General features: G+C 43.2%; 11 protein-coding genes and 1 tRNA gene. 8 read left to right on the top strand and 4 right to left on the bottom strand.

What is annotated here, in order from left to right; all coding sequences use genetic code 11:
- Positions 1-4 precede the first annotated feature (4 nt).
- The 5 genes from folC (at position 5) to ACTXGJ_RS10770 (ending at position 6702) form a co-directional block, all read left to right on the top strand.
- Complete coding sequence (folC, locus tag ACTXGJ_RS10790) at positions 5-1387, top strand: bifunctional tetrahydrofolate synthase/dihydrofolate synthase (RefSeq protein ID WP_443565959.1); 1383 nt, start codon at positions 5-7, stop codon at positions 1385-1387.
- 318 nt (positions 1388-1705) lie between these two features.
- On the top strand, positions 1706-2899 hold the full coding sequence (locus tag ACTXGJ_RS10785) for an SPOR and LysM peptidoglycan-binding domain-containing protein (protein WP_443565958.1): 1194 nt from the start codon (positions 1706-1708) through the stop codon (positions 2897-2899).
- Positions 2900-3092: 193 nt separating this feature from the next.
- A complete protein-coding gene (locus ACTXGJ_RS10780) occupies positions 3093-3623 on the top strand; it encodes a DUF2726 domain-containing protein (protein WP_439244055.1) in 531 nt (176 codons plus the stop codon).
- Positions 3624-3852: 229 nt separating this feature from the next.
- Positions 3853-5313, top strand: a complete 1461-nt coding sequence (locus tag ACTXGJ_RS10775) for a hypothetical protein (protein ID WP_443565957.1) — start codon at positions 3853-3855, stop codon at positions 5311-5313.
- Between the two features lie 216 nt (positions 5314-5529).
- Complete coding sequence (locus ACTXGJ_RS10770) at positions 5530-6702, top strand: hypothetical protein (protein ID WP_443565956.1); 1173 nt, start codon at positions 5530-5532, stop codon at positions 6700-6702.
- 16 nt (positions 6703-6718) lie between these two features.
- Here the strand turns inward: ACTXGJ_RS10770 and ACTXGJ_RS10765 are convergent, their stop codons facing one another.
- Positions 6719-7654 (bottom strand): DUF1853 family protein, encoded by a 936-nt coding sequence (locus ACTXGJ_RS10765; RefSeq protein WP_443565955.1) that lies wholly within the window; start codon positions 7652-7654, stop codon positions 6719-6721.
- Between the two features lie 162 nt (positions 7655-7816).
- Between ACTXGJ_RS10765 and bioA the strand changes: the two genes are divergently transcribed.
- A complete protein-coding gene (gene bioA, locus ACTXGJ_RS10760; protein WP_443565954.1) occupies positions 7817-9151 on the top strand; it encodes an adenosylmethionine--8-amino-7-oxononanoate transaminase in 1335 nt (444 codons plus the stop codon).
- Between the two features lie 36 nt (positions 9152-9187).
- Here the strand turns inward: bioA and ACTXGJ_RS10755 are convergent, their stop codons facing one another.
- The gene (locus ACTXGJ_RS10755; protein ID WP_443565953.1) at positions 9188-10411 is read right to left on the bottom strand and encodes an 8-amino-7-oxononanoate synthase; all 1224 of its coding nucleotides are present in this window, start codon (positions 10409-10411) and stop codon (positions 9188-9190) included.
- A gap of 165 nt (positions 10412-10576) precedes the next feature.
- Here ACTXGJ_RS10755 and bioD point away from each other — a divergent pair, with 165 nt between their 5' ends.
- Both bioD and ACTXGJ_RS10745 read left to right on the top strand, forming a co-directional pair.
- A complete protein-coding gene (gene bioD / locus ACTXGJ_RS10750) occupies positions 10577-11305 on the top strand; it encodes a dethiobiotin synthase (protein WP_443565952.1) in 729 nt (242 codons plus the stop codon).
- A 90-nt stretch (positions 11306-11395) separates the two neighbouring features.
- A complete protein-coding gene (locus ACTXGJ_RS10745; protein ID WP_443565951.1) occupies positions 11396-11698 on the top strand; it encodes a monooxygenase in 303 nt (100 codons plus the stop codon).
- 432 nt (positions 11699-12130) lie between these two features.
- On the opposite strand, the gene ACTXGJ_RS10740 is transcribed toward ACTXGJ_RS10745, so the two are convergent.
- Both ACTXGJ_RS10740 and ACTXGJ_RS10735 read right to left on the bottom strand, forming a co-directional pair.
- Positions 12131-12901 carry a hypothetical protein gene (locus tag ACTXGJ_RS10740; protein ID WP_443565950.1) on the bottom strand — a complete coding sequence of 257 codons (771 nt, stop codon included), beginning with the start codon at positions 12899-12901 and terminating at the stop codon, positions 12131-12133.
- Positions 12902-13098: 197 nt separating this feature from the next.
- Positions 13099-13175: transfer RNA gene (locus ACTXGJ_RS10735), tRNA-Pro, on the bottom strand.
- Positions 13176-13240: the final 65 nt, after the last annotated feature.

Raw genomic sequence — 13240 nt, 5'->3', positions numbered from 1 at the left:
ATTTATGGATTTCTCTTCTATAACTACTCAGGCGAGTACGCCTACTAAAGACTCTAGCCTGACTGAATGGCTAGATTATATGCAGCAGATACATGTCTCAGCGATAGATATGGGGCTCTCTAGAGTGTTGCCGATCGCCGAGCGTCTAGGAGTCGTCGAGTCGGCCAAAGAAGATACCTACGTTTTTACGGTGGCAGGCACCAATGGCAAAGGTTCAACGACTGCGATGATTAGCGAGCTATGTCAAGCTGCGGGTTATAAGACCGCGCTCTATCAGTCGCCGCATTTAATTGAGTTCAATGAGCGCGTCCGTATTAATGGCGAGATGGTTAGCGACAAGACCTTAATCGCCGCTTTTCATCAAGTTGAGATCGCAAGGCTGCAATGCGGATTAACCTTGTCCTTTTTTGAGATGACAACTTTAGCCGCACTTCTGATCTTCTCTGAAGCTGACTGCGAGGTTTGGGTGTTAGAAGTTGGGTTAGGCGGGCGCTTAGATGTGGTCAATATCATCGATCCTGATTTGGCAGTGATTACTAATATCGGCATCGATCATGTCGACTGGTTAGGCGATAATATTGAGGCGATTGGTCGTGAAAAAGCCGGTATTTTACGCGAAGGTATCCCCTTGATTTATGGCGCTACTGAGATGCCTAATAGCGTTAAAGAGTTAATTGAGCAGCATAACGTGACTTGCTATCAAGTGGGAGAAGATTTTTATTACCGTGAAGTAGAGGCTAATAGCAAGGATAAGCTAAATGCCAGCGTTAAACCCACTTGGCAATATAGTAATGCAGCAGTGACGCTACAATTACCGCGCCCAAAGCTATCGCTGACCAATACTGCCAACGCGTTATCAGCTGTACTAGCCAGTCCGCTCGATATCGGCATTGACGCTATCAAACAAGCCTTAAGTAGCGTCAAGCTAGCAGGGCGCTTTGATTATCGGCAGCTAGCTAATCGGCACTGGCTATTCGATGTCGCCCATAACGAGCATGGCGTTGATTTTATGCTCGCGCAGTTATTTACGCTTTGGCAGCAGCACAGGCAACAAGCCGATAATAAAACGGCGACGATTAAGATAGTATTTTCTATGCTAGCGGATAAGGATATCGAGCTGGTTATCGAACGTCTCACTCAGGCCGATCTGCCGATATCTGAGTGGTTTGTTGCTGAGATAGATTATCCAAGAGCGGCAAGCGTTGAGCAATTAGTAGCAGCGATGAGCGCTCATATTCCTCAAGAGCATATTCATACTTTTGAGAGTCTACAGCAAGCCACGAAAGCTATTACCTTGGAGAGCCAACCACAAGACCTGCTACTAGTTTGCGGCTCTTTTCATACCATTGGAGAGACGCTTTCAGCTTTAGCTATAGAGTCAGTATAGCGCTAGAACGGAACTCTTTAGAAAGCTAAAATCGACAAAATCAGCCGATGAATACTCTTAATTTCCTAATTGTATTTAGTGATAATTATAGCTAAGCTTTGGGTAGCCTATTGAAATAGTACGATAGCAGACAATATGAAAAAATTGTTTTATAATCAAAGCGCTTTACTATGATAGTCATAGGCTTTATAACTGAATGCTAAGTCGTTTATAGTAAAAATGGCATTGATTTATTAGATAAGTTTGCACTATAAGCTGTGCGTCTAAGGGGCCAAGGGTATTGAGTAATCATTGTTACCAACTGAGGAAATGAAACGGATGAATTTTTCTAGACAAGCCTTATTGGGCATAGGCATGATTATTGGCGGTAGCGTGATGCTGTATGCCATGGTGCAACAGATTGGAACCAATGATAATACGGTTGCGACACCGGCGCTCGTTGAGAATAGCACTGACGAGCAACAGGCCGTAAACCCGCTGACGACAGATATCGAGACTGAAAAAAAGCTATTGGCTCAAAAGCAAAAAGAGCGTGCCATCCGAGTGGCGGAACAAGAAAAACGTGCTGAGCAGTTTTTGGCTGAGCAAGAGTCTGCAGAGGCACAAGCTCTAGCCAAGGCACGAGCGGAAAACCAACGCTATATTGATAATGCTACGCCTGTAGCCGCCGAAGAAGAGTCGACACAAGAGACGCCAATCACCCTAGACACTCCTACGGTACAGTCGCAACCAGCTACAACTACAGTGGCATCCGCTAGTACGGACAGTCGCGCTGCAGAAGACCAGCGACGAGCAGCTGAAGCAAAAACAGTCGCTGAGCAAGAGCAGCAGCGCGTCGCTAAACAAAAAGCAGAAGCTGAGGCTCGAGAAAAGGCAGCGGCTAAAGAACAAGCCGAACGAAAAGCCGCTGAGCAAAGAGTGGCAGAACAAAGAGCTGCTGAAAAAAAGGCGGCTGAGCAAAAAGCACAAGCAGCTAAGTCTGAACCACCGAGTTCACCGAGCGAATATAAAGTCAAGTCCGGTGACGGCTTAATCAAACTAGCGCGTCAGTACAATGTACCCGTCGAAGCTTTGGCACAGGCCAATAATACTTCACCATCCGCTGCCCTACAGTTAGGCCAGACGATTACTATCCCTTCGCGCAAACAAATCCAGCGTTTAGAACGCGAAGCGGCAGAAGCGGAGCGCAAGCGTGAGCAAGAAAAAGCGCAGGCACAGGCAAAGCGTGATGCCCAGCAGCGCTTGGTAGAAGCGCGTAAGGAAGTTAAAGAGACCGATGCCAAAGGCAGCTTTGGCGTGCAAGTCTCGCTGGCTAGCGATGAAGCAGCTGCCGAAAGAGTCGCTAAAAAATTCAAAGATGCAGGATATCAAGTGACGACTAGCAAGACCAGTCGCGGCGTCCGTGTTGTTGTTGGCCCTGAGCGCGGCAAAGTTGCAGCACTGGCGCTAAAAGATAAGATCAACAATGACCCCAAAGTAGATACCAGTGGGGCTTGGGTCAAATATTGGTAAACATAGATGCTCATATTGAGTCGCGACTATCTCGCTTCATTCAAAACACGACATACATTGTCGTGTTTTTTATTTTACTGATTGCTGATTAAGATAAGCTTGTATACGATAGCAGCTGTTTCTCTATTTACTACTGTATGACTTATCAGCCTACAAAGGCTGGGCGGTCGCCTCAAATTTATAAGGTATACCTATGTCACTTGGCATTGTATTTTTGCTCGCTGCTATCGGGTTTTTAGGCCTGATAGTCGTTATAAAACATCAGTCAAACTCAAAAAGAGCAGAGCCGGATCCTGCGCCGGTACGCGGCGATGATTTGGCGATTTGGCCTTTCACCACTATGCCTATCATGACCGATACTGAAGTCATCTTCTTTAATAAGCTCAAAAACGCCTTCCCTGAATATCATATCTTCGTCCAAGTCCAGCTATCCCGTATTATTGAAGCCAATTCCGAGGAGGCGAGCGAGCGCAGTTTTTGGTTCAACCGTATCTGCCGCCAAAGCGTTGATTATGTGATTACTGATATCGACGCGCAAACCACTTTAGTCGCTATCGAATTAGATGACTGGACCCATAGCAGTAAATCGCGGCAAAAGGCCGATGATAAAAAAGACAAAGCGCTCGCCAGCGCAGGTATCGCTATCGTTCGCTTTCACGCTGAGCGCATGCCGAGCGCTGATATGCTCAGGTACGAAGTTATGCAGGTCATTGAGAACTACTAACTATCAGAGTGAAATGAGCCGATGACTATTGCAAAGAAAAATTATATTTTCTCAAAAACTTGTAGACTAAACTCACCGTTAGTTGTAATATTCTGGCAACAAATGAGCGAACTTTAGTTTCTTTATTCCGTTTCTATAAAAATCTTTAAGGTTGCTTATAATGCGGAATATAAAATAATTTGATTCAGAATAGTCTTTGATAAAGGCGTCTGACATAAAGGATATTGCAATGAAATTTTTTAAACTTTCGGTACTAGCCTTAGCCACTACTTTAGCATTGAGCGCTTGTGGCGATGATAATGATAGCAATATTTCTTCTAATAACGGCTCAGGCACACCAGGTGTTCCCACTCAGCCTCCTGTCGATAATAGTCTGTCTGATCTTGAGCAAGCTAAAGAGATGATACGTACCGCTAAGCTGTTCGTTAGTGATAATCAAGCAGTCACTGAAGCTTATGAGGGTGCCAGTGCTATTATCACAGACCAACAGGACGATCGACTTGGCTATGCTTTAGAGGTGCCGAACAATCTTTCTTATTATATGCAAGAGAATAATCTCTCAAGACTAACGGCTGCAAACATTATAGCGTTAGCTAATGATGAAGAGTTTGAGGTGGCCTTAGGTAATATCTCTCTTGTACCAGCAGCAGGTTTTTTAGCGACTTTAAATACCGATGGTCAGTTTGCTCTAACCGGAACCACTGAGGTGGAGATTGAAGATTATGAGTATGATTACAACTCGCAAACAGGTCAGTTTGAAGAAATAGTTACGGTTGAGGATGCTTTTGACCTAAGTTTCGATGATTATCAAAATGCCTTGAGCTCAAACACTAATACTGACAATTTTAAGGGTAGTCTTGGTTTTAATAGTATTAAAATTGGTACTGGCAAAGAAGCTGTACTATTGAGTTCAACGACCAAAGGCGCCACAGTCAATGGCCAGTTCAGCGAAAAAGTTACCTTCAATGATGAGTTTGATTTTGATGAAGCCAATGCAGCAGGCGTCACTCTAGAAAAAGGCGTCATTACTTTAGCTAAGCTAAAATTAGAAGCCAATGATAGCGTGATCGAAGCGAGAAACTTTGCTATTGAAGTCATGGACATTAGCAAAGAGCTTGCCGACGGTACCTTAGCAGTACGCACTATACCTTACAAGATTGATTTAACTGGTCAGATGATTAAGGAAAAGCCAGCGACTAATGTAACGCTTACCCTGAATGCTCTTGCTAATGCCGATGATATCAAGAAGTTTATCACTGTGGATAGTACGGGTAATATTGTAGAGAGTGCTAGCAATTTTGTAGGTATGAAAATATTACTAGCTATCAAAGGCGATGTCACCAAAAATGATAAATTAACGATTCCACTCGACTTTCAAGCCCAGCTTGAGCGTACGGCTCGCAATGCTGTTGAGCTTAAAGGCCTAACTGCCAGCGTGGATGGTAAGACTCTATTTGTTACTGGAAAATCAACTTTGAACAACGACTACGACGTCGTCAGCACTCAGTTTATCATTAAGCAAAATAATGCCTCTATCACCCTAAATGTCGATGAGGATAGTGATTTTATTACCGATAGTAATGGTAAGCTTGGTGATATCATCGTTAATGGTAAAGACTTGGGTGATCTGATGGACAATGACGGTAAGATTACGGCTAAGTTTACCGATAACAGCTTAATTGTTTTATAAGATTATAGATTCAACATGATCCCTCAAGGGTTTTGAAATCTATACAATGATTGAAGATATAAAAAGAGACAGTAAGGCCTGTCTCTTTTTTTTGCTCTCCAAATTCTATCGCTTGTCATCTATGGAACGTCCATGATCTCCTCAAGACTACTTATAGCTGTACGTACAACTTGGCAATCATTAACTCGTCATCGACTCGATAGCTCTATTACTTCTATGACATTGATATGCTTAGGGTCGAGCTTATCTATATCTGCTATCGCGCAAGAATCTAGTCTTTCAGAGAGTAGAGCGCCAACTTTTCTGCCTACCAATATTTTTGCTAGCCAAATACCAACGCAAACACCCAAAGTAGGGTTTGAGGTTATGGCAACAGCAGATAGCCCTGCTCAGCCTATTGCCGCTTTTATCGATGATTGGGATGCGCCTTTAGAGTCAGGTGAGCATGCCTATGCACAGGGCCGACTGGCGCTAAATATACAACCAGTAAATAGTGCGATCAGCTATGGACTAGCTTGGCGTTATGACTATCTAATGGAGTTTAGTGAAGAGACGGCAGAAGTCTACTGGCAGTACGAGAACAAGCAAAACCCAACCGTAAGTAAATCTTATCCGCTAATTTTGGAGGCTAAGCATAACGAAAGAGTAGGGGCCAATATTGGTTTTACCCAGTCTATAGCTCCTGATTGGCACTTAACGACTCAAGCTAATATTTGGCAAGGATTACATGCTTTAGATGGTAAGGTTACAGGGAGTTTAAGCAATCGGGTTTTAGCAGATAGTGAGCTCAATACTATTCGAGATACTATTGATAAAGCAGATGCTTATCTTGATTACTACTACGACGAGCCAGCGCTAGGAGAGGAGAATCTAGGCTGGAATCCTGATGATCCTTCAGGTTACGGTTACTCAATTGATTTGAATCTAACCGGTAAGCTCTCAGATAAGACGCAGTTAAATATTCGCGGATATGATGTCCTTGGACGTATGCGCTGGAAGGAGATGCCGAGCACTCGCTATGCGCTTGATTATGATGTTAATGGACGACCGCTATATAGTCTGGAAGGTCGGCTTGAGACGAAGGATGTCACGCAGACGCTACCTTGGCGGGTTGAGGGTAGTCTTATGCATCAACTAGATAATAATTGGCAGCTTGGCGCACATGGACAAGCCAATGAGGTGCAAGACTTGTATCAGCTATCTGTGGGTTATCTGCTCAGTAATAATCGCTATCCCTTTATGCTTACCGCATTGGTTGAGCCGCAGACGCGGGCGCTTGGACTGTCTTTAGATAGTCAGTACGGCGGTATAAAAGTGCTGACTGATGACTTAGATTCTGAAAAAGCTAAGCGTAGTGAAATTAGCTTATATGGTCGCTACGCTTGGTAACGGCTCATAATTTAGTTTAGCTACTAATGACAGGCGGATAAATCACTACTGGACAATCTTGGGCAAAATATAACCCAGCTTTAGGTTTTTTGTTTTCTAAACAATTAGCTAGAGGTTGACGAGCATCATAAAAGTCACGTTTGGTGAACCATTCTATATAATGCGCTTGCCGCAAACGGTTAGTATTAAGCTTAGCAAGACTAGTCTTATCGTTTATATCACACCATAGATGCATGGGAAAGGTAGGCTCTAACCAGTCTGGATAGACAAAACCAGGCGTGCCCATCGGCAAAAAAAAGCGTCCCTTAATCACCCCATAACGCTTACCGATTTTGACGCGACCATGCGCCTCGGTATCGACCCACACCACCCTAAACTGCTTAGTCTGCATATAAGTCATCTTACGCTGTAGATTGTCATTGGAGTTGATACCGACCCAGTGCTCAGAGGTAAACGGCGACGCACCCATAAAAAACTTAATCGCCAGCTCCCAATGCTCAATCAACTGCTCGCTGTGATTGTACAAAATCAAATCCAGCTCACCAATGGTTTGCTTGCCATTATATAGCTGCACGTTATTGGCGAGTGTCTCATACGGATGCAATCCACGCGCAAAGCCGTCTTCTAACCAAAATGATAACAAACCCTCAAAGTGAAAGCCCAAACGATTGGGGCTAGGCCGACTGAGTAGATAACGGGTCAAATTTTGATAGGTGTGAGTAGTATCAAGCTCATCCAAACGCTGACGATAAGCGTTAAATTGCGCCAGCCAAAACTCACTGGGATGGACTTCGACTTTATGAGTGCTTTGATGCGGTGCAAAATCAAGCCATTGAGTCAGCACATTAGGGCAGGCGAGTACAAACGCTAGATCGCGTACGTAAGGACGGTGATAAGCTTCCCATGGGGCATAGCTTGAATGACAAGAAAGCTCAGAGGCAAGTTTAGGCATAGGAAGACTAATAATGGAATAGAGGATAAGCTATTTACCCTAACGGCTTGGGGGCTAAAAGTCTATAGAACAATTTCCCGTTTTAGTAAGAGGCTGCGTATAGCTTTTATAAGCAGTTACCGCTATATTGTGATAACCCTTTTATAAGCGATTGATGGATTTATGAGCGATAATTTACATACTATAGATGAAACGCCAACTTATGCTGAGGATACGGATGCGTTTGATCAGCATCATCTTTGGCATCCCTATACCTCGCTGCCACCTGCTTATCCCAACCTAGTCATCGAGCGCTGTGATGGGGTCTATCTGTATACAAAGTCGGGCGAAACCCTCATAGATGGTATGTCATCGTGGTGGGCCTGTACTCATGGCTATAATCATCCTGCACTCAATCAGGCCATCAGCGAGCAATTGCAAAAGATGTCTCATGTCATGTTCGGTGGTCTTACCCATCAGGCCGCTATCGATTTAGGTAAAAAACTGCTCTCTATCGTCCCTAATGGTCTTGATGCTATTTTTTATGCAGACAGCGGTAGCATCGCCGTTGAAGTGTCATTAAAAATGGCCATGCAATATCAGCTCGCTAAAGACAAACCTGAGAAAAATAAAATCGCTACCACCCGTTCTGGATACTATGGCGATACTTGGCATGCCATGAGCATTTGCGATCCTGTTGGCGGCATGCACAGCATCTATGGTAATCAACTACCCGTACAGCTGTTCACAGACAAGCCTATTGATGGCTTTAACAGTGAGATACCAAAGAGTGCGCGCGTGAAACTGACTGAGTTCTTTGAGACGAATCATACACATATGGCTGCTTTCATCATTGAGCCTATCGTGCAAGGCGCGGGCGGCATGCGTTTTTATAGTCCGCAGTATTTACAGCTGATACGTAAGCTGTGCAGTCGCTATGATGTGCTAATGATAGCTGATGAGATCGCCACAGGGTTTGGGCGTACGGGTAAAATGTTTGCCTGTGAGCATGCGCATATCTCACCAGATATTATGACCATAGGAAAAGCCCTAACCGGCGGTTATATGACCTTTGCGGCGACCCTATGCCAGCGTGATGTCGCTGATACCATTGCCGGTAGTCCTTATGCAGCCTTGATGCATGGTCCAACCTTTATGGGCAATCCGCTAGCGTGCTCAGTAGCTATTGCCTCACTTGACTTGGTCATCACGCAGGATTATCCTGCTCGAGCTAGAGAAATAGAGAAATACCTACAAGCGCAGCTCGCTGCAATCAAAGACTATCCTCAAGTAGCCGATGTGCGTACCCTAGGCGCTATAGGCGTGATTGAACTTAATGACAACGTGGACATGCCTACTTTTCAAAAGCTGCTTGTTGCAAATAAAATTTGGGTCAGACCCTTTGGCAAACTCATTTACATTATGCCACCGATCATCATGACCCAAGCAGAAGTCACCACACTATGTGATCGATTAAAAGCCGTGATTAACCAGTACTTATCTATAAGTAGTGACTAGGATATTCTGTTCACAGCAAAAAACAACTTCAGTATTTTATAAGAGCGATATTAAACGGTCACAGTCCTCTGTGGTAAGCCTAGCGTTCATCACCAATCGAATGCGCGCGGTGCCTACAGGGACAGTAGGCGGGCGGATTGGCAGTACATAGAACCCCGCCTCCCGCAGCTGCTTGGCCTTACTTATCGCTTTGTCATTGCTTCCAAGTACATAAGGGATAATAGGTGATTGATAGCTGCTAATCGAGCTACTACTTGTAGACTCAATAGCGTCTCGCACTTGCATCGATAACTGCGCTAGGTGCGTACGCAGAGGATGAAGCGAAGACATCTTCTCTACGATAAAGCGGGTCCAACTATGCATAATAGGGGGCAGTGCGGTGCTAAAGATAAAGGAGCGCATTTGGTTGATTAACCACTCTCTCACCTTTTCATCACATATAATATAAGCGCCTGTTGAGGCAAAAGCTTTGCCAAAGGTGCCGACGAGATAATCTATGTCCTCCAAGGTTTGCGTCTCCTCGCTCAAACCCAGTCCATTATGACCTAAGACGCCGACGGCATGCGCTTCATCGACATAGAGTTCAATTCGGGGATCGCCCGCTTTGAGTTTGACCAAGGCCTTTAAGTCTGCGCGATCGCCATCCATACTAAAGACACTTTCGGTGACGATGATAATGCGTTCAACAGACTTATCTAAGCTGTCAATAATAGCTGTCAGATGCGCTAAATCATTGTGACGGTAGCGCTTATAAGTACACTGCTTGCTACGGATAAGACGGATGCCATCAATTATGCTAGCGTGTATCAAGTCGTCTGATAGTATACAAGTGTTAACAGGCAGTTTTGCGAGCGCAGGTAAAATCCCGATATTAGCGTGATAGCCACTGTTAAGTACCAAGATAGACTTGGTGGAGGTTTGACGTTCATCATCTGATAAGGCAAGGTGATACCACTTGAGTAAGTCTAGTTCGAGCAATTGCAACTGCTCGTGATTACCTGTAAGCAAACGCGAGGAAGTCGAGCCCATTTTGGGTAGCTGTGAAGCACAAAGCGCTTGCAGCTGAGCCAAAAACCCGCTCTGCAAGCCAGTGTCATTGCCTAAGCCTAAGTAGTCATTGCTGGAGATATTTAGCAAGGATTGATCATCAGCGATGATGCACTGATCTTGATGCTTAATGTTAGGAAGTTGTCGATACTGATCGTTAGCACGGAGCATATCTAAATGATCGTTGACGCGGGCGTGCGTGGGTCCTGTCATAACAGCAATCCTACATTAATTTAAAGGTTATTTGATGCTTTTAGTATTAGCATCAGTAGTCACTAGATTTTGGCTACTACAATGATGCAGCTAGTCATTCTAACGGTATATTGACATCAATAAAACGCTAAAATCTTATACGTCTTAAAATAAGGATCAATAACTATGACGGTACTATTCATCGGTGGTATAGATACCGATATTGGCAAAACAGTAGCGACAGGGCAGTTGGCCAAAACTCTGCATCAGCAAGGGCACAAGGTCATCACGCAAAAGCTTGTGCAAACAGGATGCTCCAACATTGCAGAGGATATCGTCGCCCATAGAAATATGATGGGTATCCCTCTACAGTCAGTAGATAAGGAGGGGACGAGTTGTCCTTACGTCTTTAGTAAGCCTGCCTCGCCGCATTTATCATCCGCGCTTGAGCATAGGGTGATTGAAGCTAAGCTTATCACAGCGTCGACCAATGCACTGCTAAAGGATTATGATATCGTACTGTTAGAGGGTGCTGGCGGGCTTATGGTGCCTATTACCGATACGTTACTAACCCTAGATTATATCGCCGAGCAGGATTATCCTGTTGTCTTAGTCAGCTCTGGCAGACTTGGTAGTATTAACCATACGTTACTCAGCATTGAGGCCATAAAAAGCCGCTCATTGACCCTACATGCGCTGATATACAATCAGTGGCAGCCTGACTCAAGCTATCCAAAAGATAATGAGATTGTCGATAGTACCAGACAGTATCTATATAATTATTTGCAAGCTAACCATCCACAAAGCTACTGGGTGGATTTACCGGATAGCTCATCCCATTCACCTGTTACCAATATAGATAGTAATACTGATACAGACTTTTCACTCGCAAACTACGCGCAAGTATTTAAATAGCGTGCTATAACGCTATCGTCCTTTTATATGGTTGAGCATGCTTTATGATAGAGTAATAATCTTGAGCATCAATAAATAATGGAGCGAATTATGCAGTACCTTTTACAAATGGATTTTCCGTACAGTGGGCCTTTTGGTGATGAGTTTTATACGCAAATGAAGGACTTGGCTGGCGATATCGCGACCGAGAGTGGTTTAGTTTATAAGCTATGGACAGAGAATGAAGACACGCAGGAGGCGGGCGGAATATATGTGTTTGATAATCTAGAGGACGCTAATAGATATCAAGCTAAACATACTGAGCGCTTAGAGTCGTTTGGCTTTAATGGTATTCGAGCCAAGACTTTTATTATTAATCAGGAATTGAGCGCTATTACTAAAGCTTCTGTTTAATAATTAACTTTACAAACAAAGCCAACTCTTAGACTTAAGGGCTGGCTTTTTTATAGCGTTTTTTGAAATTAGATTAGGATATTAATCATATAAAAGTTAAGCTGAATATCAGGCGAATTCGATAGCAAAGGTACTAAAATAACGAGCAAACACTTCAATACGGTGAATGACCATTTTGGTGGTTTGTTACATGGTTTTCGAATTGATGAGGTTGAGCGGTTTGTAGTGGCTGGTTTGGTCATGTGTCTAGCTCCATGTGGTTTATTGAGCTGTAACTTGTGCTACGGCTTACATGGACTATGTTAGTAGATAGGGCTTGTCGGAGGTTCTATAGTAGATAGCAAGTTATCTACTATAGATTACTTTAATGGTTTTATATCATTGATACGTGACAGCCATTTGCCTACAGCTTCATATTCGAGTGGCAAGCCATCATTTTGTAATATAGTAGTAATTTCTGCATTTAAAGATGGATTGTTTTTGGCTGTAAGGCTTTGAATTGTCTAAGCCAGTAATTTTAGCCATTGCATACATAACCCTATCTAATGTTCTATATGATTGGTGTGGTACGTCTTTTATGTCATCCGCTGACTTAACTGCTTGATGTCCTCTAAGTTTGTTATTTTCGGCTTTAAGGTCTGCTATCTCTTGTCTTAGCTTTTCGATAACTTCGTTATCGGTTTTGACTTCAGTTTGGTTGAATAGTTTGTCTAGATCTGATTTTGGGTAACGTAAATCATGAAAGATAATTGAAAAATCATCTTTTACTTTGCGATAATAAAGAATGTTATTTTCGAAAATTTCTTGCTTTCCCTCTACGTGATACGGCTCAATAGTACAGTTGATTACATTAATATAGTTTGAACAGTTGTTTTCAATCAGCCTGTTAAAATTCTCACCACTAACAAAATAATAATCGCTAACACTCATATCGTAAGAGATATCTAATAAAACCATTTCATGGTTAATGAAACGACCTGATTTACTTGTTATTACTTTTTTTTCTAACCAATCCACACTACCATTATAATGAAATACTGGATGCAGTTTATGATTCCGTACAAGTTGAATGATAGTTTCAGTGAGTTTATTTTGGTCAGTTGAACATCTTAAATCAAAATAATAATTACATTTATCTGTTAGGTATTCGGCAACATCATTCAAGGTTAAAAATTCATTAATATCATATAGAGCCACATTCATACCCCAATACCCTTAAATCAAAGTAGGTACAAGGCAGAAACAGCTTAAGGGTATGAATAGCTGTTGTTCGGGTAATTGTTCCTAGCCTTGCAGAATTTCTCTTATTATGAACCATAATGCAATCACCAATCAAATTTAGCATAAAAAAAGCCAACCATTGAAAACAATGATTGGCTTTTCTGTCTAACTATTATGTTTGGTCGGAACGGCAGGATTTGAACCTGCGACCACTACACCCCCAGTGTAGTGCGCTACCAGACTGCGCTACGCCCCGAATGACTGCTATTCTACCCAAATTTCTTTAGATTGCAAGAGCTAATTGTTACGGCCCATTATTAC

This window comes from Psychrobacter sp. 1Y11, from assembly GCF_052259045.1.
GTDB lineage: Bacteria > Pseudomonadota > Gammaproteobacteria > Pseudomonadales > Moraxellaceae > Psychrobacter.
The sequence above is the reverse complement of the archived record's forward strand: the minus strand, read 5'-3'. Positions and strand labels throughout refer to the sequence as shown.